The following is a 21046-nucleotide window of genomic DNA, read 5'->3' as shown; positions in this document are numbered from 1 at the left end:
CCGGGCAGTGCGGCCCGGACCGACGAAAGGCACGACCATGACCCCGAAGATCGACCTGAAGAAGACCCTCACCGGGGTGACCGCCCTGACCCTCGCCCTGGGCCTCACGGCCTGCGGCGGCAACCGCGGCGGCGGCGCGGAGGCGGGCTCCAACGAGGGCGCCAAGATCGGCGTGGCGATGCCCACGCAGCAGTCCGAGCGCTGGATCGCCGACGGCGAGAACGTCAAGGCGCAGCTCGAGGAGCTCGGCTACGAGGTGGACCTCCAGTACGCCAACGACGACATCCCCACCCAGATCTCCCAGATCGAGAACATGATCAACGGCGGGGCCAAGGCCCTGGTGATCGCCTCGATCGACGGCACCACGCTGACCAGCGTGCTCGACACGGCCGAGACCCAGGAGATCCCCGTGATCGCCTACGACCGCCTCATCAACGAGTCGGACACCGTGGACTACTACACCACCTTCGACAACTACGAGGTGGGCGTGCAGCAGGGCACGTCGCTGCTCACGGGCCTCGGGGTCCTCGACGAGAACGGTGAGCCCACCGGCGAGAAGGGCCCCTTCAACGTGGAGCTCTTCGCCGGCAGCCCCGACGACAACAACGCGACCTTCTTCTGGGACGGCGCGATGGACACCCTCAAGCCCTACCTGGACGACGGCACGCTCAACGTTCCCAGCGGCCAGACGGAGTTCGAGCAGGCCGCCATCCTGCGCTGGCTGCCGGACACCGCCCAGGACCGGATGGAGGACCTCATCACGGTGGGCGGCGGCGACCAGCTCGACGGCGTGCTCTCCCCGTACGACGGCCTCTCGATCGGCATCATCTCCGCGCTGCGCTCCGGCGGCTACTCCCAGGACGAGCTGCCCGTGGTGACCGGCCAGGACGCCGAGGTCGGATCCGTGAAGTCCATCGTCAACGACGAGCAGTACTCCACGATCTTCAAGGACGTCCGCGAGCTCGGCGAGCGCGCGGTGCTCATGGTGGACTCCCTGATGCAGGGCGAGGAGCCCGAGGTCAACGACGAGGAGACCTACGACAACGGCGTGAAGGTGGTCCCCGCCTACCTGCTCGAGTCGCAGATCGTCACGAAGGACAACTACCAGGAGGTCCTCGTGGACAGCGGCTACTACGAGGCGTCCGAGCTCGAGTGATCGCGACCGGCCGGGCGGCCCTGCGCCGGCCGGCCGGTCCGTCCCGTCCACCCACCCACCAGCTCGAGACGAGGAGGCCCGCATGAGCGAGCACGTTCTGGAGATGCGCCGGATCAGCAAGTCCTTCCCCGGCGTCAAGGCGCTGCAGGACGTCACCCTGGCCGTCGCCCGCGGCGAGGTCCACGCGATCTGCGGGGAGAACGGCGCCGGCAAGTCCACCCTCATGAAGGTCCTGTCCGGCGTGTACCCGCACGGCACCTACGAGGGGGACATCGTCCTGGAGGGCGAGACCGTCTCCTTCCGGGACATCAAGGACAGCGAGCGCAGCGGGGTGGTCATCATCCACCAGGAGCTGGCCCTGTCCCCGTTCCTGTCCGTCGCGGAGAACATCTTCCTCGGCAACGAGCGCGCCACCCGCGGGTTCATCAACTGGAACGAGACCAACGCCAGGGCCGCCGACCTGCTCCGGCGCGTGGGCCTCGACGTGAACCCCAGCGTCCCGGCCGGGGACATCGGGGTGGGCAAGCAGCAGCTCGTGGAGATCGCGAAGGCGCTCTCCAAGGACGTGAAGCTGCTCATCCTCGACGAGCCCACGGCCGCCCTCAACGACGAGGACTCCGCGCACCTGCTGGGCCTGGTCCGCGGGCTGCGCGAGGACGGGATCACCTGCATCATCATCAGCCACAAGCTCAACGAGATCCGGGCGATCGCCGACTCCGTGACGATCCTGCGCGACGGGCAGACCATCGAGACCCTCAGCCTGCACGACGGGTCGGTCACCGAGGACCGGATCATCAAGGGCATGGTGGGCCGCGAGCTGACGAACCGGTACCCCGAGCGGGTTCCCGACATCGGCGCGGAGGTGCTCCGCGTCGAGGACTGGACCGTGCACCACCCCCGGGAGCACTCGCGGGTGGTGGTGGACAACGCGCACCTGTCCGTGCGGGCGGGCGAGATCGTGGGCATCGCCGGGCTGATGGGCGCCGGGCGCACGGAGCTGGCCATGAGCATCTTCGGGCGCAGCTACGGGTCCAACATCACCGGGCGGATGTACAAGAACGGCGAGGAGATCACGGCGCGGACGGTCAGCGAGGCGATCCGGCACGGCATCGCCTACGCCACGGAGGACCGCAAGCGCTACGGGCTCAACCTCATCGACGACATCAAGCGGAACATCTCCTCGGCGGCGCTGGGCAAGCTCACGTCCGCGGGCTGGGTCGACGGCGGGCGCGAGACGCTCGTGGCGCAGGACTACCGCACCAGCATGAACATCAAGGCGCCCTCGGTGTCCTCGATCACCGGCAAGCTCTCCGGCGGCAACCAGCAGAAGGTCGTCCTGTCCAAGTGGATGTTCGCCGACCCCGACGTGCTCATCCTCGACGAGCCCACCCGGGGCATCGACGTGGGGGCGAAGTACGAGATCTACACGATCATCAACAGGCTGGCCGCACAGGGGAAGGCGGTGCTGGTCATCTCCTCCGAACTGCCGGAGCTGCTGGGGATCTGCGACCGGATCTACACGCTCGCCGAGGGCCGGATCACCGCCGAGGTGCCCATCGCCGAGGCCACCCCCGAACGACTCATGCAGCACATGACCAAGGAAAAGGACTGACCCATGGCTTCCACCCTCGTCGACGAGGACCGGGCTCTCGACAGCCGGGGCCCGCAGAAGGCCTCCACCGTGGCCGGCGCCGGCCGGTTCCTCATGAGCCGGCTCCGCCAGATCGGCATCTTCCTGGCCCTGCTGGTGATCGTGACGCTGTTCCAGGCCCTGACCGGCGGCGCGCTGCTGCAGCCGGACAACGTCTACAACATCATCGTCCAGAACAGCTACATCCTGCTGCTGGCGATCGGCATGGTCATGATCATCGTGGCCGGGCACATCGACCTGTCGGTCGGCTCGGTGGCCGCGTTCGTGGGCGCCATGTCCGGGATCATGATCCGGGACTGGAGCCTGCCGTGGTGGGTGGCCCTCCTCGCCGCCCTCGCGGTCGGCGCGCTCGTGGGCGCCTGGCAGGGCTTCTGGGTGGCCTACATCGGGATCCCCGCCTTCATCGTGACCCTCGCCGGCATGCTGGTCTTCCGCGGGCTGACGCAGATCGTGCTCGAGAACCAGCGGATCACCGGCTTCCCGCCGGAGTACCGCCAGCTCGGCGGAGGCTCCCTCTTCCCGGGGCTGTTCCCGCCGGCGACCAACATCCTGGACTGGACCACGGTGGGCATCGGCCTGATCGCCACGGCCATGCTCGTGCTGAGCCAGCTCCGGGGCCGGGCCAACCGCGCGAAGCTCCACCTCGAGGACGAGCCGCGCGCCTGGTTCCTCACGCGGCTGGTCTTCGGCGTCGTCGTCATCCTCGCGCTCACCTTCCTGCTGGCCAGCTCGCGCGGCGGGACGCCGATCGTGCTCGTGGTCCTCGGCGTGCTGGTGGTCGCCTACAGCGCCGTCATGAACCGGACGGTGTTCGGCCGCCACGTGTACGCCCGCGGCGGCAACCTCCAGGCAGCCCAGCTGTCCGGTGTGAACACCAAGCGCGTCGACTTCCTGCTCTTCGTCAACATGGGCGTGCTGGCCGCGCTGGCCGGGCTGGTGTTCACCGGCCGGCTCAACTCCGCCGGGCCGGGCGCCGGAAACCTGTTCGAGCTGGACGCGATCGCCGCGGCCTTCATCGGCGGCGCCGCCGTGACCGGTGGCGTGGGCACCATCATCGGTGCCATCACCGGCGGTCTGATCATGGGCGTGCTCAACAACGGCATGTCCCTCATGGGCGTGGGCATCGACTACCAGCAGTTCATCAAGGGTCTGGTGCTCCTGCTGGCGGTCGGGTTCGACGTGTTCAACAAGCGCCGCGCCTCGAACGCGCTCAAATGACCGCGCCCGCCCCGCGGTTCTTCGGGACGCTGCCCGACGGTCGGGAGGTCACCGCGCACACCCTCGCTACCCCGGGCGGGCTGAGCCTGCGCGTGGTCGACCTCGGCGCCGCGGTCCAGGCCCTGCACCTGCCCGGCCCGGCCGGGGGCCCCGGCACCAACGTGGTGCTGGGCCACCCGGACGCCGCCGGCTGCGCGGCACCCCCGGAGGCCTTCCTGGGGGCGGTGGTCGGCCGCTGCGCCAACCGGATCGCCGGGGCCCGCTTCGACCTCGACGGGACCACCGTGGAACTGGCGGCCAACGAGGGCGGCAACACCCTGCACGGCGGCCCCGACGGATTCCACCGCCGCACCTGGCGGACGGTCTCCGCGAGCCGCGACGTCCTGGTGCTGGAGCTGGTCAGCCCGGACGGTGACCAGGGCTTTCCCGGCGAAGTGGTCCTCCGGGCCCGGTACGCCGTCACGGACGACGTCCTCGCTCTGGACCTGGAGGCCCGCACCGACGCCCCGACCGTGGTCGGGCCCGCGAGCCACGTCTACCTCAACCTCGCCGGGGAGGGGTCGGGGACGGTCGACGACCACACGCTCACCGTCGAGGCCGACCGGTACCTGCCGGTCGGCCGGGACGGGGTGCCGCTGGACGGCCTGGCCGCCGTGCGCGGGACGCCGCTGGACCTCACCGCCCCCGCCCGGCTCGGGGACCGGGTGCGGGCGGAGCACCCGCAGATCGCGGCCGTGGGCGGGATCGACCACTCCTTCCACCTGCGCGGCACCGGGATGCGCGCCGCCGCCCGGCTGGAGCACCCGGCGAGCGGGCGGTCCGTGGAGCTGTGGACCGACCAGCCGGCCCTGCAGGTGTACACGGGCAACGCCCTGGACGGCACCATCACCGGCACCGGCGGGCGCGCCTATCCGCGGGGAGCGGGGATCGCCCTGGAGCCCCAGTACCACCCGGACTCGCCGAACCGGCCGGAGCTCTCCGATCCGGTGCTGCGCCCGGGGCAGACCTACCGCTCCCGCACCGAGTGGCGCTTCCGGTACTAGCGGCCGCCGGCCTTGTTCTCGCGCCGCTTCGCCATGATGCGGCCGAAGACCGCGGTGCCGACCATGAACAGGATCCTTCGCATGCTGGTGCTCCTTCTTCTCGATGGGGTGCTGCTCGAATGACGTGCCCGGCCCACGCTACGCGGTCTCCCCGCAAAAGGTAAGTGAGCTGAAGAGTTTTCGGCCGAGAGCGAGCGCGCCGGGGATCCCGCGTCAGCGGGTGCGGGGGCGGTACCCGGCGTCGTCGTTGACGTACGCGTAGTAGAAGCCGATCAGGACCCCGCCGCCCAGGAAGTTGCCCAGGAGGGCGATCCCCACGTTGGCGCCCGCGGCCCCCACGTCGAGTCCGTCCACCCGGTGGCGCCGCTGGTGACGAACTCGAGCTTGTGCGCCACGGCGGCCTCCATCTCCGCGTGCGCGGGCCCGTCCGTGATGGTGCTGAAGCGCAGCACCACGGCCACGAGCAGCCTGCCCAGGAAGTTGCCCAAATAGCACAGCCCGAGCAGCCGCACCGCCTTGAACCACGAGGTGCGGCGGTAGTAGGCGCCGATGGAGACGATCATCATGTTGGACGTCAGGAGCTCGGACTTCGAGTAGTAGATGAAGACCAGCGCCCAGCCGAAGGTCACGGCGCCCAGCAGGCGCCCCAGGGGGCGCAGCGTCGCGTCCCCGGCGGGCACGGCGTCGAACGCGGCGAAGTTCGCGGCGAACAGGACACCGATGATCATTCCGGCCATCCCGGCGCGCTGCAGGTAGCGCCGCGCCAGCTCGCCGGACATGGTCGTCTTGGTCTCCAGCGCCGCGAGGACGGTGCTGATGAACTGCTCGCCCGGGAACAGCTGCTGCGGGTCGGAGGTCATGCTCGGCGCCCGTCTCCAGAGGTGGCCGTGGACCCCGGCGGCGTCCAGGAGCCGCCCGGTGGGACCATCCTGGGCACGGGCCCGTACCTCCTGTTCGGCGGGACCAGCACCCTCGGTGCTCTCCGACAACGCCCGGGTGCTGTGCATGGGGCGGCGGGTCAGCGGTCTCGAGCATGCCGGGGCCGGCCCGGCACCGTGGACGCCGGTGTCCCGGGCCGGTGTACTCCCGGGGGAGGAGGCCGGAAGTCCATCCCGGGGTGGACTCGGTGGACGGGACCGACTGCCACGCTGGATGCATGCCGGGTGCTCGACGGGACGGTCGGACCGCCTCGGGGCGAAGCGGCAGAGGCCACATCCTCAGAAGGAGGGAACCGTCATGTCCCACAGCACGATGCGATTCCGGAACGCTCGGCACGTCACCGCCGTCTCCCTGATCGCTGCAATCATGGCCGCCCTGGCCATCGTTTTCGTCGGCACCACGGTGAGTGCGGCACCGGCCCAGGCCCTGTGCGTCGGCCCTGACACCATCTCGGGCACCTGGCGCAACACCGACCCGAACACCAGGTCCGTCACCCGGGTGGACGTGAACTGGGGCTGCGCGGACCAGGTGCTGTGCCCCGTCGGCGGCAGCTGCGTCACTCCCGGCGGCTCCGTCAGGGTGTACGGCAAGTGCCACCCGACCGACTGCGACTGGGGGACGCGGACGATCTACGTGGAGAAGGACGGCTGGCGGAAGGCCACCTACCACCACAGCTGGGCGACCAAGCACGTGTGGCTCAGGCCCTACACGTTCTCCGGGCGCGAGTACCTGAGGGTATGGGTGTACACCGACTTCACCCAAGCCGACGGGAGGACGGACTACGCGAGCGACCAGTGGATGCAGAAGTAGGTCCCCGGCGCGGTGACCGGGAGGCGCGGCCGTGGCCGCGCCTCCCGATCACCGCGTCACGGCCGCGACTACGTCCGCGCAGCACGCAGGTGCGCCAGGACGTCCGCCGCCACCTCCTCCGGCCGCTCCTCGGCGAGGAAGTGGCCCGCGTCCAGGGCCCGGCCCGTGGCCCGCGGGAACTGCCGCCGCCACAGCGCGAGCGGGTCCTCCCGCGCCCCGACCCGCCCCCGCGCACCCCACAGGACGAGGGCGGGCAGGTCCCGCTGCTCGTGCTCGTCCGCCTCGTCGATCTCCCGGTCCGGGCCGGCGGCCGCGCGGTAGTCGCGGCACCAGGCGTCGACCACGGCGGGATCCCGCGCCGCGTCCTCGTAGGCGGCGAGCGCCGCCGGGTCGAACGGGACCTGCGTGCCGCTGAGCCCCTGGAGCGTCCGGCGCACGAAGTACACGGGGTCGTGGCCGATCAGGGTCTGCGGCAGGCCCTCGCCCTGGGCGAGGAAGGCCCAGTGGTAGTACTGCAGGGCCATCCACGCGTCCATCGACCGCCACACCTCCAGGGTGGGCAGGATGTCCAGCAGGGCCACGGACGCCACCGCGCCGGGGGCGTCGAGCGCCATCCGGTGGGCGGTCCGGGCGCCGCGGTCGTGCCCGACGACGGAGAACCGCTCGTGGCCCAGCGCCCGCATGAGCTGCACCTGGTCGGCGGCCATCGCCCGGAAGGTGTGGTCCTCGCTGCTCGTGCGCGAGCCGCCGTAGCCGCGCAGGTCGGCGGCGACCACGGTGAACTCCTCGGCCAGCACGGGGGCGAGGTGGTGCCACATGGCGTGGGTCTGCGGGAAGCCGTGCAGCAGGAGCACGGGCGGGCCGTCGCCGCGCGTGCGGGCGTGGATCGTGCCGTCGGCCACGGGGACGTCGTGGGCGGTGAAGTCGGGGAACACGGTTCCTCCTGCAGGTCGGGGACGGGCCGCGCGGCGCGGGGCCGGGACTGTAATGCGGGCCCGGCGGCGTTGTACGTGATGGGCTGGACCGCACACGCTCCAGACAACACCAGCGAGGAACCGGGAGAAACCCCATGAACCACGCCCCGACGCAGTTCGTCGACCCCGCGGCCGGCACCGCTCACGGCACGAGCACGCGGGAACTCGTGGAGACCGCCGAGCGGTACACCGCGCGCACGTACTCCCCGCTGGACGTGGTGGCGGCCCGGGCCCAGGGCACCACCGTCACGGACGTGGAGGGCCGGGAGTACCTCGACTTCCTCGCCGGCTACTCGGCGCTGAACTTCGGCCACGGCCACCCGGCGGTCCTCGAGGCGGCCCGGACCCAGCTGGAGCGCGTGACGCTGACCAGCCGGGCCGTCCACAACGACCAGCTCGGCCCCTTCGCCCGGGAGCTGTGCGAGCTGCTCGGCCAGGACATGATGCTGCCGATGAACACCGGCGCCGAGGCCGTGGAGTCGGCGATCAAGGTCGCCCGCAAGTGGGGCTACGAGCGCAAGGGGGTGGCCCCGGGCCGGGCGCAGATCGTGGTGGCGGCGGGGAACTTCCACGGCCGCACCACCACGGTCATCAGCTTCTCCGACGACGACGAGGCGCACCGCAACTACGGCCCCTACACGCCGGGCTTCGTGACCGTCCCGTTCGGGGACCTCGCAGCCCTCGAGGCGGCCGTCACCGAGGACACCGTCGCGGTGCTGCTGGAGCCCATCCAGGGCGAGGCCGGGGTGATCGTGCCGCCGCCGGGGTACCTGCAGGGCGTGCGGCGGTGCACGGCCGAGCGCGGCGTCCTGCTCGTCGCGGACGAGATCCAGTCCGGGCTGGGCCGCACCGGCCGGACGCTGGCGTGCGAGCACGAGGACGTGGAGGCGGACCTCTACCTGCTGGGCAAGGCCCTGGGCGGGGGAGTCCTGCCGGTGTCCGCGGTGGTGGGCCGGGCGGACGTGCTCTCGGTGCTGCGGCCCGGCCAGCACGGCAGCACGTTCGGCGGGAACCCGCTGGCCGGCGCCGTCGGCCGCGCCGTCGTCGCCCTCCTCGCCACCGGGGAGCCCCAGGAGCGGGCGCGGGTCATGGGGGAGAAGCTGCACGCCGGCCTGGCGGAGCTGGCGCCGCTGGGCCTGACCGAGGTGCGCGGGCGCGGGCTGTGGGCCGGGATCGACATCGATCCGCGGCTCGGCACCGGCCGGGAGTGCTGCGAGCGGCTGGTGGCCCACGGGATCCTCGCCAAGGACACCCACGGCTCCACCATCCGGCTGAGCCCGCCGCTGGTGATCACCGACCGGGAGCTGGAGCGGGGCCTGACCGCGCTCGCGGACGTGCTGCGGGAGATGGCCGGCCGCTGATCCGCCTCAGCCCGTCCCGGCGGACTCCGTCCCGGCGGGCGCCTCCCCGTGGGCCAGCGCCGACTCGATGCTGCCGGCGAGCTGCGCCGGCGAGGTCTTCGGGGCGAAGCGGCGGATCACCCGCCCGTCCCGGCCCACGAGGAACTTGGTGAAGTTCCACTTGACGGCGTCGCCCATGATCCCGCCCCGCTCCCCGCGCAGCCACGACCACAGGGGGTGGGCGCCGGGGCCGTTGACGTCGACCTTCTCGAACATCGGGAACGTCACGCCGTAGTTGCGGCTGCAGAAGTCGGCGATCTCCTCCTCGCTGCCCGGCTCCTGGTGCCCGAACTGGTTGCAGGGGAAGCCCAGGACCACGAGCCCGTCCTGCCGGAAGTCCCGCCACAGCTGCTCGAGGCCCTCGTACTGCGGTGTGAACCCGCACTCGCTCGCGGTGTTGACCACGAGCACCACCTTCCCGGCGTACTCGGACAGCGGCTGCTCGCGCCCGTCCAGGGTGGTGGCGGTGAAGTCGTGCAGCGTGGTCATGGGAGCCTCCGGAGCGGTCGGGGACGGCGGTCTGCTCCCATTCTGCCGCCGACGCGCCGCCCGCGCCCGCGAGAGCGCCCGCGATCCCGCGGGTCAGTGCTGCGGCCCCTTCATCCGGGCCAGGAAGCGGAACCTGTCCCCGCGGAACACCGAGCGGGTCCACTCCACGGGGGAGTCGTCAGCCGTGAACCCGAGCCGGTGGATCAGCAGCAGGGGAGCCCCCATCTCGATGCCCAGGAGCCGGACGTCGTCCGGGCCGGCGAGCCGGGTCTCCACGGTGTCCTCGGCCGCCACGATGTCGATGCCGTAGTCCTGGCGCAGCGCGGTGTACAGGGAGCCGGTCCGGTCCAGGTGCGCCGCCAGGCCGGGCAGCGCTCCGGCGAGCAGGGCGACCTCGTGGGCCAGCGGCTCGCCGTTGATGAGCCGGATCCGCTCCACCCGCGCGAGCTCGGCGCCGACGGGCACGCGCAGCCGGGCCGCTGCGTCGTCGTCGGCGGCCGTGCGGCTCACGTCGAGGACCGTGGAGGAGCTCACGAGGCCCTGGGCGTCGGCGTCGTCGCTGAACGAGGTGAGCTGGCGGACGTAGGTGAACCGCGGCGGGGCCACGAAGGTCCCCCGGCCCTGGGCCCGGCCCAGCACCCCTTCCGCCACGAGCTCGCCGATGGCCTGGCGGACCGTGGTCCGGGAGGTGGCGTACTGCTCGGCGAGCGCCCGCTCCGTGGGGATGAGCGCGCCGGGGGTCGCGTCCCGCACGAGCGCCCGGAGCTGCTCCTTGAGCAGGTAGTACTTCGGGACGGCCCGCGGCTCCGCGCTCATGGGGCCAGCATATCGACCGCGCCGCCCGGTCCTGCGGGCACCGTTTCCCGAGGTGTGAGCATTGACACACAAATTGGTCTAGTCCAAGCTGGCGGAACGACAGCTGTGACGATCGCGAACACTGCGGCCGAGAGAAGGGGAACTGCTCATGAGTGCACGAACGAGGCGCCGGTCCCGGGCCGTGGTGCTGGGGACCGGCCTGTCGATGGCCGTGGTGCTGGCCGCCTGCGGCGGCGGTGGGGAGAGCGCGAGCGGCAGCGGGGAGGGCGACGGCGTGATCGAGGTCTGGGCCCACAGCGGCCAGGCGGCCGAGGCCGAGGCGCTCGAGGCCCTCGTCGCCGAGTACAACGACTCGCAGGAGGACGTCAGCGTCGAGCTGACCCTCATCCCCGAGCCGGACTACACCAGCACCGTCCAGGCGACCGCCGCGGAGGACCTGCCCGACGTGATGGAGATGGACGCCCCGACGATGGCGTCCTTCGTCTACGACCGCAAGCTCGTGCCCCTCGACGACGTGGTGTCGCAGGAGACCCTCGAGAACCGGATCGAGGGCGTGCGGGAGAGCGGCACGTACCAGGACCAGACCTACGCCGTCGGCATGTTCGACGTCGGGCTCGGGCTGTGGGGCAACCAGCAGCTCCTCGACGCCGCGGGCGTGGAGGCCCCGGCCACCGCCGACGAGGCGTGGACGGCGGAGGAGTTCGAGCAGAACCTGCAGAAGCTGGCGGAGGTCAGCCCGTCGGGCAACGCGATCGACCTGGGCGAGGCCAACGGCTTCGCCGCCGAGTGGGGAACCTTCACCACCTCCCCGGTCCTGTGGTCCAACGGCGGCACGCTGATCCGGGACGGCGCGGCGGAGGGTGTGCTCAACAGCGCCGAGAACGTGGAGGCCCTCGAGGAGTGGGCCTCGTGGAAGGAGCACACGGACCCGAACACCAGCGGCACCGCCTTCCCCGACGGGGACGTCGCCCTGACCTGGACGGGCAACTGGATGTACCCCACCTTCAGCGAAGCCCTCGGCGAGGACCTGGTCCTGATGCCCCTGCCCGACCTCGGCAACGGCACCAAGGCGGGCCACGGCTCCTGGCAGTGGGGCGTGACGCCGGCGGCCGGCGGCGACCAGGCCGCGGCCGGTGCCTTCCTCGACTTCCTGCACTCCGACGAGAGCATCGCCACGATGGTCGAGGCCAACGCGGCGGTGCCCGGCACCACGAGCGCCCTCGAGGGCAGCGAGCTCTACGGCGAGGGCGGGCCGCTGGGGCTGTTCGCGTCCAACCTGGCCTCGGCCTGCAGCTCGGAGGAGGTCACCCCGGAGTGCATCGCGGTGGCGCGGCCCATCACCCCGGGCTACCCCACGGTCACGAGCTCCTACGGCAGCGCCCTCGCGGCGATCTGGGGCGGGGCGGACCCGCAGGAGGAGCTCGACAGCGCGGCGCGGGCCATCGACGCCGACTTCGAGGACAACAACGGCTACCAGGACGAGTGACCGCCGCGGCGGGGCCGCCCAGCGGCCCCGCCGCGCACCTGCGAGGAGTGCACCATGACCACCACACCGGGCCTCGCGGCCCCCGCGTCCGCCCCGGCGGACGTGCTAGAGGCTCCACCGCCCCGCAGGGGGCTCCGGCGGGACGGGCTCGCCGGGGTCCTCATGGCGGGTCCCGCCGTGCTGCTGCTCGTCCTGTTCGTCGCGGTCCCGTTCGTCGCGGCCATCGGCTTCTCCTTCCACAACGTCCGGCTCGGCGACCCGCGCGATCCCGCCTTCATGGGGCTGACCCAGTACGCCCGGATCTTCACCGACCCCGACGTGTCCAGCCGGTTCCTCAGCGCGCTGCTCCACAACCTGGTCTTCGCGGCCGTGGTGGTCCCGGTGCAGACCGCCCTCGCGCTCGCGCTGGCCCTGCTCGTGCAGAAGACCGTCCGGGGGGTCGGGATCTTCCGGTCCGTCTTCTTCCTCCCCGTCGTCTTCCCCATCGCCCTGGTGGCCCTCATCTGGCGGCTGATCCTCGCCCGCGGGGACGACGGCCTCCTCAACTCCCTGCTCGGGTTCTTCTCGGGCGGTGCCTTCGGGGCCCAGGACTGGCTGGGCTCCGAGCTCACGGCGCTGGCCTCGGTCATCGTCCTGTCGATCTGGCAGGGCGTCGGCTTCCAGATGGTGATCCTGCTGGCGGCCCTGCAGCAGGTGCCCGCCGACCTCTACGAGGCGGCCCGCCTGGACCGGGCCGGTGCGTGGCAGCGCTTCGTGCACGTCACCCTGCCCGGGATCAACACCACCCTCGTCTTCGTGGCGCTCTACACGATGATCCTGTCGCTGCGCGTGTTCGACCAGATCTACGTGCTGGCCCGCTCCGGCGGGGGGCTCAACGAGGACGCCACCCGCACCGTGATGTACGAGGCGGTGACGTCGGCGTTCGACGAGAACAACATCGGGCGCGCGAGCGCCATCTCCGTGGTGTTCTTCGTGATCGTGGTGGTCCTGTCCCTCGTCCAGCGCCGCGCCACCCGCGAACGGGAGGACTGACATGACGCAGACCGCCGCCCCCGCCGCCCGCCGCCGCAGGACGGACGTGCCCCGCTACGCGGTGCTCGTCGTCACGAGCCTCCTGTTCTTCGCCCCGGTCGCCTACATGGTGGCGGCCTCGCTGGCCCCCGCCTCCCGCACGCTCGCCGGCTTCGAGGTCTTCGACCCGCGCGAGTGGGGCCTGCACAACTACACCGGCGTGGCCTCGAGCCTGTCCTCGGACAGCACCGGCCACCTGTGGCGGTTCTTCTTCGTGTCCGTCACCGTCACGGTCTGCGTGGTGGGGCTCGGGCTGGTCGTGAACTCGATGGCGGCCTTCGCCCTGTCGCGGCTGACCTGGCGGGGCAGGAACCTGGTGCTCCTGGGCGTCCTGCTGCTGCTCATCGTCCCGTTCGAGGCCGTGGCCGTGCCCATGTTCTACCTCTACAACGACGCCCGGAACACCCTGTGGATCCAGATCGTCCCCTTCATCGGCAACGCCCTGTCGATCTTCCTCTTCTACTCGTTCTTCTCCGGCATCCCCCGCAGCATCGACGAGGCCGCGCGGATGGACGGCGCCGGGCCGCTGCGGGTGTTCTGGCAGATCATCGCGCCCATGAGCAAACCCGCGTACGCGTCGGTGGCGGTGCTGACCTTCCTGACCCAGTGGGGGGCGTTCCTGTGGCCGGTGCTGATGATCTCCGAGCCGAACCTGCGCCCCCTGCCCCTCCAGATCAGCGTCTTCGCGGGCCAGCTCCCCCCGGCGTGGGGCGAGGTCATGGCCTTCGGGGTGCTCCTGGTGGTGCCCGTGATCGTCGTGTTCCTCGTCTTCCAGCGCTGGTTCATCGAAGGCGTGGCGAGCTCCGCCGTCAAGGGCTGAGCCGGACCGCCCCGGCACCGCCCACCTCCACCCGTCGTCCGGAAGGACCCCCATGCAAGTGCTCGTCCTGCCCACGGCCGGCGACGTCGACGCGCGCGCGGCGGACCTCGTCGCCGAGCAGGTCTCGCGCCGGCCGGACACCGTGCTGGGCGTGGCCACGGGCTCGTCCCCCCTGGGGGCCTACCGGGAGCTCGCCCGCCGCCAGGCCCACGGTCTGCTGGACCTCGCGCGGCTCCGCTGCTTCGCCCTCGACGAGTACGTCGGGCTGCCCTCCGGGCACCCGGCCGGCTACGCCGCCGTCCTGGAGCGCGAGCTCGCCCGGCCCTTCGGTCTGCCCCCTTCCCGGGTGCAGGTCCCGGACGGCTCCCGGGGCGACCTCGGAGCGGCCTGCCGCGACTACGAGGAGGCCGTCGCCCGCGCCGGCGGCATCGACCTCCAGATCCTGGGCATCGGCGCCAACGGCCACATCGGCTTCAACGAACCGGGGTCCTCGCTGTCCTCCCGCACCCGGGTCAAGGCGCTGTCCGCGCGGACCCGTGCCGACAACGCCCGGTTCTTCGAGGCCCCCGACCACGTCCCCACCCACTGCGTGACCCAGGGGCTGGGCACGATACTCGACGCCCGCCGGGTGCTGCTCGTCGCCCAGGGCGAGCGCAAGGCCGCCGCGGTGGCCGCAGCCGTGGAGGGGCCCGTGTCCGCGATGTGCCCGGCGTCCGTCCTGCAGTTCCACCGGGCGGTCACGGTCGTGGTGGACGAGGCGGCGGCGAGCCGGCTCGTCCTGACCGACTACTACCGGTTCGTGGCCGAGGCCGAGCACCGGCTGCCCCGGGAGGAGGGATGACGTTCCGCCTCGCGGACCACTGGGTCTGGGACAGCTGGCTGGCCGACGACGGACAGGACTACCACCTGTTCTTCCTGCGGGCCAGCCGCGCCCTGCGGGACCCCGACCGGCGTCACCGCCGGGCCTCGATCGGGCACGCCGTCTCGGCCGACCTGGAGAACTGGACCCTCCTGCCGGACGCCCTCGTGGCCGGCGACGAACCGTCGTGGGACGACATGGCGACCTGGACGGGCAGCACCGTCCAGGGCCACGACGGCCGCTGGCACCTCTTCTACACCGGTGTCAGCCGCGCCGAGGACGGGCTGCGGCAGCGCATCGGATCGGCCGTCTCGCACGACCTGATCAGCTGGGAGCGCACCGGTGCGGGCCCGCTCGAGGCGGACCCCCGCTGGTACGAGAAGCTCGGGGAGGGCACCTGGCCGGACGAGGCGTGGCGGGACCCCTTCGTCTTCTACGACGACGACAGCCGGCAGTGGCAGATGCTCGTGACGGCACGGGCCGCCACGGGGGACCCGGACGCCCGCGGCGTGGTCGGCCACGCCGTGAGCGACGACCTGGAGCACTGGACGGTCCGCCCCCCGCTGACCGCGCCCGCCGGCTTCGGGGAGATGGAGGTCGTCCAGTCCCAGGTCGTGGACGGGACCGCAGTGCTCATCTTCTCCTGCCTCCCGCGGCTGGCGCCCGGCATCCCGTTCGCGGAGACGAGCACCGGGACCTGGATCGCCCCCGGCGCCGGCCGGCTCGGGCCGTGGGAGCTCGAACGGAGCTCCAGCTTCTTCGTGCCCGGCGTCTACGCCGCCCAGCTGGTCCGCAGGCGCGACGGCCAGTGGGTCGTCTTCGGCTTCCAGAACGGGGTGGACGGCAGCTTCGTCGGCGAGATCGCGAGCCCGGTGCCCCTGGCGGACCTGCTGACGGAGGGCCGGCTCTTCCCCGACGACGACCGGGCACCCCGCCCCGTTCCCCGCACGAGCAGCAGGAGGTGAGCCCCGTGACCACCGAGGACTCCCCGCGCAGGACGGTCCTCTCGGGCCGCGTGCACACGGGGCGCACCGAGCACCCGGACGGTCTCGTGGTCGTCGAGGGCGATCGTATTCTCCACGCCGGCCCGCGGTCCGGCCACCCCGGCGGCGACCCGGGGGAGCACCACGTCTTGGGCCCCGGACAGACGGTGCTGCCGGGGCTCGTGGACGTGCACTGCCACGGTGGTTTCGGCGCGGACTTCTCCTCCTCGGAGGAGGAGGAGATCCGCGCCACCCTGGAGCACTTCCACCGCCAGGGCACCACGACGCTCGTGGCCAGCCTGGTCACGGCCTCACGGGAGGACCTGCTGGGCGCCGTGCCGCTGCTGGCGGCGCTCACCGGGGAGGGGCTGATCGCCGGGATCCACCTCGAGGGCCCGTTCCTGTCCACGGCCCGGTGCGGGGCGCAGGACCCCGCGTGGATGCTGGAACCGGACCTCGGGCTGGCCGCCGACCTCGTCGCCGCCGCGGCGGGGACGCTCCGGACGATGACCTTCGCCCCGGAGCTGCCCGGTTCCCGGGACCTGGCCGAGCTGCTCGTCGCCCACGGCGTGGTCCCCTCCCTCGGGCACACCGACGCGGACACCGCGACCGTCGACGACGCGCTGCGCCACCTGCAGGGCCTGCTCCGCGATGCCCCCGGGGACGGCCCGCCCCGCTCGCCCACGGTGACGCACCTGTTCAACGCCATGCCCGCCATCCACCACCGGTCGCCCGGGCCGGTGCCGGCCTGTCTGCGCGCCGCGGCGCAGGGCCGGGCCGTCGTCGAGCTCATCGCGGACGGCACCCACCTGGACCCCGGCATCGTGCGGTGGGCGTTCGAGCTGGCCGGCGCGGACAGCGTCGCGCTGGTCACCGACGGGATGGCCGCGACCGGGCTGACGGACGGCACCTACACGCTCGGTGCGGCGGAGGTGCGGGTGCAGGACGGGGTGGCCTCCCTGGTCTCCAACGGCTCGATCGCCGGAGGCACGGCCACGATGCTGGAGGTCCTGCGCCGGACGGTCGCGGCGGGTGTCCCCCTCGGGGACGCGCTGCGCTCGGCCACCGTGGTCCCGGCCCGCGTCCTGGGCCTGGCCGGGGAGGCCGGGAGCCTGACGGCGGGCGCGCTCGCGGACCTCCTGGTCGTGGGGGAGGACCTCCGGCTGGAGGCCGTCATGCGCCGGGGCGAGTGGATCTCCGGGGACCCACCCCGCTGAGTCGGCCCCGGCGGCGCCGAGGTCGCAGCCGACGGCCACGCAGCCGGGCGCGGTGGCCGTCGGCTGCGACCTCGCGGGGCAGGGGCGGGGCGCGGGCGCAGGTGGGTAACGATCCCCCGGGCGGCTCCTGTGGGCCCCGGGGGAGCGGCGTACCCTGGCCGTGTCGGAAGGAGCCCGTCATGACACAGCGCAACGAAGCGTGGCCCGCCGGAACCCCCTGCTGGGCCGATCTGACCGCGTCCGATCCGGTCCGCACGCAGGACTTCTACCGTGCGGTGCTCGGCTGGGAGTACAGCGAGCCGCGGCCGGAGCACGGCGGGTACCGCAACGCCCTGGTCGGCGGGAGGCCCGTGGCCGGGCTCTCCCCGGCGGCCCCGGACCTGACGGGCGTCCCGCACGTGTGGCAGGTCTACCTTGCCTCGGACCGGATCGACCTCTGCGCCGAGCGGGTCCTCGCCGCCGGCGGCACCCAGCTGATGGAGCCGGTGGAGGTGGGCGGGGCCGGCCGGATGGGCGTCTGGCAGGATCCCACCGGGGCGTCCTTCGGGATGTGGCAGGCCGGGGAGCACATCGGCTTCGCCGTGCTCGACGTGCCCGGCAGCGTCGCCTGGTGCGACCTCATGACCCCCGACCACCACACCGCCCGCGACTTCTACGCGCACGTCTTCGGCTACCACTACGAGGACATCGGCGAGGACGGCGTCGCCTACGCCACGTTCACGGTGCCGCACGGGGACCGCCCGGCCGGCGGCATCGGCGGGACCGACCCCGCGGCGGAGAACGCTCCCGCGGTCTGGTCGGTCTGCTTCCAGGTCGACGACGTCGACGCGGCCGTCCAGCGGGTGCGCGACGCCGGCGGAGCGGTCATGGAGGACCCCTTCGACTTCGCCTACGGGCGGCTGGCGGTCGTGGCCGGCCCGGACCGGGAGTCCTTCGCGATCATGACCCCGGGGGAGCCGATGTAGGTCGTCGGCGCGCCCCGCTCCGCCCCCTGCGGGACCGTGGCGGAGCGTGCGCGGGCGGTCCGTGATCCCGGTCACCCGGCGGTAGCATGGTGATCCAGCGGACATCCACCCACCTCCCCAGAGATCGGAGCGACATGAACTCCATCGTCCTCGCCGTGGTCGGTGTGGCCATGATGATCCTCGGGTACATCCTGTACTCGAAGTTCGTGGCCCGCCGGATCTACCAGCTCCAGGACTCCTTCGTCACCCCCGCCCACGAGCTCAGCGACGGCGTGGACTACGTCCCCACCAACAAGTACGTGCTGTGGGGCCACCACTTCACCTCCGTGGCCGGTGCGGCGCCCATCGTGGGCCCCGCCATCGCCGTCATCTGGGGCTGGGTGCCCGCCTTCCTCTGGGTGACCCTCGGCACCGTCTTCTTCGCCGGCGTGCACGACCTCGGCGCCCTGTGGGCGTCCAACCGGCACCGTGGCAAGTCCATCGGCTCGCTCTCCGGGCAGTACATCGGCCACCGCGGCCGCAACCTGTTCCTGGTCGTGATCTTCCTCGTGCTGCTCATGGTCAACGCCGCGTTCGCCGTCGTGATCTCCAACCTGCTGGTCGGCACCCCCACCTCGGTCATCCCCACGTGGGGCGCCATCGTGGTCGCGCTGCTCATCGGCCAGGCGGTCTACCGCTACAAGTGGAACCTCGCCGTCGTGTCCGTGGTCGGCGTCGTGGCGCTCTACGCCCTCATCCTGCTCGGCGACCGCTTCCCGGTGGTCCTGCCGGAGACGGTCCTGGGCCTGCCGGCCAACGCGTTCTGGATCGTGGTGCTCTTCGTCTACGCGGGCATCGCGTCCGTGCTGCCCGTGTGGATGCTGCTGCAGCCGCGCGACTACATCAACGGCCTCCAGCTGTTCATCGCCCTGGGCATCCTCTACGGCGCCGTCCTGATCTCCGCCCCGACCGTGGTGGCGCCCGCGTTCAACACCTCCGTGCCCGAGGGCACGCCGAGCATCGTGCCGCTGCTGTTCGTGACCATCGCCTGCGGCGCGATCTCCGGGTTCCACGGGATCGTGGCCTCGGGCACGTCCTCCAAGCAGCTGGACAAGGAGACGGACGCCCGCTTCGTCGGCTACTTCGGCGCCGTGGGCGAGGGCCTGCTGGCACTCGGCGCGATCATCGCGACCACCGCCGGGTTCCGCACCCTCGCCGACTGGGAGGCCGTGTACAGCGCGTTCGGCCAGGGCGGCGTGGCCGCGTTCGTCCAGGGCGGCGCCTCGGTCGTCAACTCCGGGCTGGGCATCCCGCCGTCGCTGAGCGCGACCATCCTCGCCACGATGGCCGTGCTCTTCGCGGCCACCACGATGGACACCGGCATCCGCCTGCAGCGCTTCGTGGTGCAGGAGGCCGGGCACATCATGGGCGTCAGCATCGGCAAGGTGGTCTCCACCCTCATCGTCCTCGCGGTGGCCATGGGGCTGACCTTCAGCGCCGGCGCGGACGGCTCCGGCGGCATGCTGATCTGGCCGCTGTTCGGCACCTCCAACCAGCTGCTGGCCGGTCTGACGCTGTCGATGATCGCGGTGATCCTGCTGCGCAAGGGCCGCCCGGTCCTGCCCGTGCTGGTGCCGCTGGTGTTCCTGCTGGTGATGTCCGTCTACGCGCTGATCGTGCAGCTGGGGCAGTTCTGGGCCGCCGAGAACTGGTTCCTGCTCGTGCTCGACGTGATCATCCTGATCGCGGCCCTGTGGGTCATCGTGGAGTCCGTGGCCGCCATGAACGCGGCCCGGAAGAGCCCGCCCGAGCTGGACGAGGAGACCGTCAGCACCTCGGCCGGGGAGAACCGCTCCCTGTGAGCCGGTGAGGGCCCTCGACCGGCTGCGCTCCGTGCAGGCCCGCCTCGGTGCGGGCCTGCACGAGTTCTACGTGGCGCCCTACCGTCGCACCTTCGCCCGCGCCCAGCGCGACGAGGAGGACCTGTTCATGATGCTGGTCCTCTCCGAGGCCCTGGGCGTGCCCAACCCCGTCAGCTACTACACCGTGGAGCTGCTGCCCGTGGTCTACGACCGGTTCCACGACTGGCACCGGCGGATGGGCATGGAGCGCTCGCCCCTGGAGCACATCTCATGCTGCTAGAGCTCGCCGCCGCCCGCCGGGTCCTGTTCGTGGGCGGCAAGGGCGGCGTCGGCAAGACCGCCGTCGCCTCCGCCACCGCCCTCGCCCAGGCCCGCGCCGGCCGCCGGGTGCTCGTCGTCTCGACCGACCCCGCCCACAACCTCGGGCACCTGTGGGAGCGCCCGGTGGGTGACCGGATCACCCCGCTGGCCCGCGATCTCGGCGGCGGCGCCCTCGACGGCATCGAGGTGGACCCGGTCGCCACGACCGACGCCCACCTCGCCGCCGTGGGCGCCACCATCCGCCGGCTGATGCCCGAGCACCTCGCCGCCGAGGTCGACAAGCACATGGAGCTCGCCCGGGACTCGCCCGGCACCCACGAATCGGCGGTGCTCGAGCGGATCGCGGAGCTCGTGGACACGGACCTGGACGACTACGACCTCATCGTCTTCGACACCGCACCCTCCGGGCACACCGCCCGGCTCATGGCCCTGCCCGAGATCATGTCCGCCTGGACCGAGGGGCTGCTGCGGCGCCGCGGGAGGGCGGAGAAGTTCGGGGCTGCCCTGCGCGGCCTCGAGGACCGGGACGCCGCGAGCGAGAGCATCGTGGGCACCGGCCGGCCCCGGGACCCCCGCGAGGAGCGGGACCTCGAGATCCGGCGGATCCTGCTGCGCCGCCGCGAGCGCTTCGAGGCCCTGCGCGAGGTGCTGGTGGACGCCGAGCGCTGCAGCTTCGTCATCGTCCTCGCGGCCGAACGGCTGCCCGTCCTCGAGACCGCGGAGCTGCACGAGCAGCTGGTCCGCGCCGGCGTGCACGTGGGGGCCCTCGTGGTCAACAAGCGCTCCCCGGCGGACGCCGGGGACTTCCTCGCCGAGCGCCGCGCGCTGGAGGAGGTGCACGTCGCCACCCTGCGCGGCGCCCTCCCGGGCGTCCCGCTGCTGCAGGTCCCCCTGCTGCCGGGGGACGTCGTGGGCCAGGAGGCGCTCGAGCGGTTCGGGGACGCGCTCGCCCAGGCTGATCTCAGGGCCACGTGACACGCTGACGCG

The 21046-nt window shown here is 72.3% G+C and carries 20 protein-coding genes; 16 read left to right on the top strand and 4 right to left on the bottom strand.

Translation table 11 applies throughout. The features are described from left to right. The first annotated feature begins 37 nt into the window (after window positions 1-37). The 4 genes from chvE to RF640_RS02560 all read left to right on the top strand — a co-directional run bounded on the left by chvE (window position 38) and on the right by RF640_RS02560 (window position 5068). Window positions 38-1156, top strand: coding sequence for a multiple monosaccharide ABC transporter substrate-binding protein (chvE, locus tag RF640_RS02575; RefSeq protein ID WP_017833605.1), 1119 nt, complete (start codon window positions 38-40; stop codon window positions 1154-1156). 82 nt (window positions 1157-1238) lie between these two features. Further along, the gene (mmsA, locus tag RF640_RS02570) at window positions 1239-2768 is read left to right on the top strand and encodes a multiple monosaccharide ABC transporter ATP-binding protein (protein WP_017833604.1); all 1530 of its coding nucleotides are present in this window, start codon (window positions 1239-1241) and stop codon (window positions 2766-2768) included. A gap of 93 nt (window positions 2769-2861) precedes the next feature. Continuing rightward, window positions 2862-4025 (top strand): multiple monosaccharide ABC transporter permease, encoded by a 1164-nt coding sequence (gene mmsB / locus RF640_RS02565; protein WP_095650319.1) that lies wholly within the window; start codon window positions 2862-2864, stop codon window positions 4023-4025. Next, the gene (locus RF640_RS02560; protein WP_368826424.1) at window positions 4022-5068 is read left to right on the top strand and encodes an aldose epimerase family protein; all 1047 of its coding nucleotides are present in this window, start codon (window positions 4022-4024) and stop codon (window positions 5066-5068) included. Before mmsB ends, RF640_RS02560 begins: the two co-directional genes overlap by 4 nt. A gap of 272 nt (window positions 5069-5340) precedes the next feature. Here RF640_RS02560 and RF640_RS02555 read toward each other — a convergent pair whose 3' ends face one another. Then, window positions 5341-5928, bottom strand: a complete 588-nt coding sequence (locus RF640_RS02555; RefSeq protein ID WP_052132675.1) for a formate/nitrite transporter family protein — start codon at window positions 5926-5928, stop codon at window positions 5341-5343. Window positions 5929-6304: 376 nt separating this feature from the next. Here RF640_RS02555 and RF640_RS02550 point away from each other — a divergent pair, with 376 nt between their 5' ends. Then, entirely contained in the window at window positions 6305-6817 is a 513-nt protein-coding gene (locus RF640_RS02550; protein WP_035923536.1) for a hypothetical protein, read from the top strand. Between the two features lie 68 nt (window positions 6818-6885). Here the strand turns inward: RF640_RS02550 and RF640_RS02545 are convergent, their stop codons facing one another. After that, a complete protein-coding gene (locus RF640_RS02545; RefSeq protein WP_095650201.1) occupies window positions 6886-7752 on the bottom strand; it encodes an alpha/beta fold hydrolase in 867 nt (288 codons plus the stop codon). 134 nt (window positions 7753-7886) lie between these two features. Here RF640_RS02545 and rocD point away from each other — a divergent pair, with 134 nt between their 5' ends. Then, window positions 7887-9152 carry an ornithine--oxo-acid transaminase gene (rocD, locus tag RF640_RS02540; RefSeq protein ID WP_172604314.1) on the top strand — a complete coding sequence of 422 codons (1266 nt, stop codon included), beginning with the start codon at window positions 7887-7889 and terminating at the stop codon, window positions 9150-9152. Window positions 9153-9158: 6 nt separating this feature from the next. Here rocD and RF640_RS02535 read toward each other — a convergent pair whose 3' ends face one another. Further along, the gene (locus RF640_RS02535) at window positions 9159-9680 is read right to left on the bottom strand and encodes a glutathione peroxidase (RefSeq protein WP_109221451.1); all 522 of its coding nucleotides are present in this window, start codon (window positions 9678-9680) and stop codon (window positions 9159-9161) included. A 93-nt stretch (window positions 9681-9773) separates the two neighbouring features. Then, on the bottom strand, window positions 9774-10496 hold the full coding sequence (locus RF640_RS02530; protein ID WP_035923531.1) for a GntR family transcriptional regulator: 723 nt from the start codon (window positions 10494-10496) through the stop codon (window positions 9774-9776). Window positions 10497-10644: 148 nt separating this feature from the next. Here RF640_RS02530 and RF640_RS02525 point away from each other — a divergent pair, with 148 nt between their 5' ends. The 10 genes from RF640_RS02525 (at window position 10645) to RF640_RS02480 (ending at window position 21034) form a co-directional block, all read left to right on the top strand. Continuing rightward, on the top strand, window positions 10645-11982 hold the full coding sequence (locus tag RF640_RS02525) for an ABC transporter substrate-binding protein (protein ID WP_165440219.1): 1338 nt from the start codon (window positions 10645-10647) through the stop codon (window positions 11980-11982). A gap of 54 nt (window positions 11983-12036) precedes the next feature. After that, the gene (locus RF640_RS02520; protein WP_109221449.1) at window positions 12037-13014 is read left to right on the top strand and encodes a carbohydrate ABC transporter permease; all 978 of its coding nucleotides are present in this window, start codon (window positions 12037-12039) and stop codon (window positions 13012-13014) included. A 1-nt stretch (window position 13015) separates the two neighbouring features. Next, window positions 13016-13873, top strand: coding sequence for a carbohydrate ABC transporter permease (locus RF640_RS02515; protein WP_109221448.1), 858 nt, complete (start codon window positions 13016-13018; stop codon window positions 13871-13873). Between the two features lie 52 nt (window positions 13874-13925). Continuing rightward, the gene (gene nagB, locus RF640_RS02510; protein WP_109221447.1) at window positions 13926-14714 is read left to right on the top strand and encodes a glucosamine-6-phosphate deaminase; all 789 of its coding nucleotides are present in this window, start codon (window positions 13926-13928) and stop codon (window positions 14712-14714) included. Beyond that, complete coding sequence (locus tag RF640_RS02505) at window positions 14711-15697, top strand: family 43 glycosylhydrolase (RefSeq protein WP_109221446.1); 987 nt, start codon at window positions 14711-14713, stop codon at window positions 15695-15697. The genes nagB and RF640_RS02505 overlap by 4 nt, the downstream gene beginning before the upstream one ends. 5 nt (window positions 15698-15702) lie before the next feature. Next, window positions 15703-16932, top strand: a complete 1230-nt coding sequence (gene nagA, locus RF640_RS02500) for an N-acetylglucosamine-6-phosphate deacetylase (protein ID WP_109221445.1) — start codon at window positions 15703-15705, stop codon at window positions 16930-16932. Window positions 16933-17111: 179 nt separating this feature from the next. After that, window positions 17112-17897 carry a VOC family protein gene (locus RF640_RS02495; protein ID WP_109221444.1) on the top strand — a complete coding sequence of 262 codons (786 nt, stop codon included), beginning with the start codon at window positions 17112-17114 and terminating at the stop codon, window positions 17895-17897. Window positions 17898-18031: 134 nt separating this feature from the next. Next, window positions 18032-19738, top strand: a complete 1707-nt coding sequence (locus RF640_RS02490; RefSeq protein WP_017833570.1) for a carbon starvation protein A — start codon at window positions 18032-18034, stop codon at window positions 19736-19738. Window positions 19739-19742: 4 nt separating this feature from the next. Then, a complete protein-coding gene (locus tag RF640_RS02485) occupies window positions 19743-20018 on the top strand; it encodes a cory-CC-star protein (protein WP_017833569.1) in 276 nt (91 codons plus the stop codon). After that, on the top strand, window positions 20009-21034 hold the full coding sequence (locus RF640_RS02480) for an ArsA family ATPase (protein WP_109221443.1): 1026 nt from the start codon (window positions 20009-20011) through the stop codon (window positions 21032-21034). The genes RF640_RS02485 and RF640_RS02480 overlap by 10 nt, the downstream gene beginning before the upstream one ends. Window positions 21035-21046: the final 12 nt, after the last annotated feature.

Source organism: Kocuria sp. CPCC 205231 (assembly GCF_040980965.1).
GTDB classification, from domain to species: domain Bacteria; phylum Actinomycetota; class Actinomycetes; order Actinomycetales; family Micrococcaceae; genus Kocuria; species Kocuria rosea.
Note: the sequence above shows the minus strand (reverse complement) of the source record. Positions and strands in the feature narration are given on the sequence as shown.

What these genes read in the sequence shown, in the direction of transcription:
- RF640_RS02560 (WP_368826424.1), top strand. Translation starts at nt 4,022, where the DNA reads ATGACCGCGCCCGCCCCGCGGTTCTTCGGGACGCTGCCCGACGGTCGG.
- RF640_RS02550 (WP_035923536.1), top strand. Translation starts at nt 6,305, where the DNA reads ATGTCCCACAGCACGATGCGATTCCGGAACGCTCGGCACGTCACCGCC.
- rocD (WP_172604314.1), top strand. Translation starts at nt 7,887, where the DNA reads ATGAACCACGCCCCGACGCAGTTCGTCGACCCCGCGGCCGGCACCGCT.
- RF640_RS02490 (WP_017833570.1), top strand. Translation starts at nt 18,032, where the DNA reads ATGAACTCCATCGTCCTCGCCGTGGTCGGTGTGGCCATGATGATCCTC.
- RF640_RS02555 (WP_052132675.1), bottom strand. Translation starts at nt 5,928, where the DNA reads ATGACCTCCGACCCGCAGCAGCTGTTCCCGGGCGAGCAGTTCATCAGC.
- RF640_RS02480 (WP_109221443.1), top strand. Translation starts at nt 20,009, where the DNA reads ATGCTGCTAGAGCTCGCCGCCGCCCGCCGGGTCCTGTTCGTGGGCGGC.
- RF640_RS02530 (WP_035923531.1), bottom strand. Translation starts at nt 10,496, where the DNA reads ATGAGCGCGGAGCCGCGGGCCGTCCCGAAGTACTACCTGCTCAAGGAG.
- mmsB (WP_095650319.1), top strand. Translation starts at nt 2,862, where the DNA reads ATGAGCCGGCTCCGCCAGATCGGCATCTTCCTGGCCCTGCTGGTGATC.
- chvE (WP_017833605.1), top strand. Translation starts at nt 38, where the DNA reads ATGACCCCGAAGATCGACCTGAAGAAGACCCTCACCGGGGTGACCGCC.
- RF640_RS02505 (WP_109221446.1), top strand. Translation starts at nt 14,711, where the DNA reads ATGACGTTCCGCCTCGCGGACCACTGGGTCTGGGACAGCTGGCTGGCC.
- mmsA (WP_017833604.1), top strand. Translation starts at nt 1,239, where the DNA reads ATGAGCGAGCACGTTCTGGAGATGCGCCGGATCAGCAAGTCCTTCCCC.
- RF640_RS02535 (WP_109221451.1), bottom strand. Translation starts at nt 9,680, where the DNA reads ATGACCACGCTGCACGACTTCACCGCCACCACCCTGGACGGGCGCGAG.
- RF640_RS02495 (WP_109221444.1), top strand. Translation starts at nt 17,112, where the DNA reads ATGACACAGCGCAACGAAGCGTGGCCCGCCGGAACCCCCTGCTGGGCC.
- nagB (WP_109221447.1), top strand. Translation starts at nt 13,926, where the DNA reads ATGCAAGTGCTCGTCCTGCCCACGGCCGGCGACGTCGACGCGCGCGCG.
- RF640_RS02515 (WP_109221448.1), top strand. Translation starts at nt 13,016, where the DNA reads ATGACGCAGACCGCCGCCCCCGCCGCCCGCCGCCGCAGGACGGACGTG.
- RF640_RS02520 (WP_109221449.1), top strand. Translation starts at nt 12,037, where the DNA reads ATGACCACCACACCGGGCCTCGCGGCCCCCGCGTCCGCCCCGGCGGAC.
- RF640_RS02525 (WP_165440219.1), top strand. Translation starts at nt 10,645, where the DNA reads ATGAGTGCACGAACGAGGCGCCGGTCCCGGGCCGTGGTGCTGGGGACC.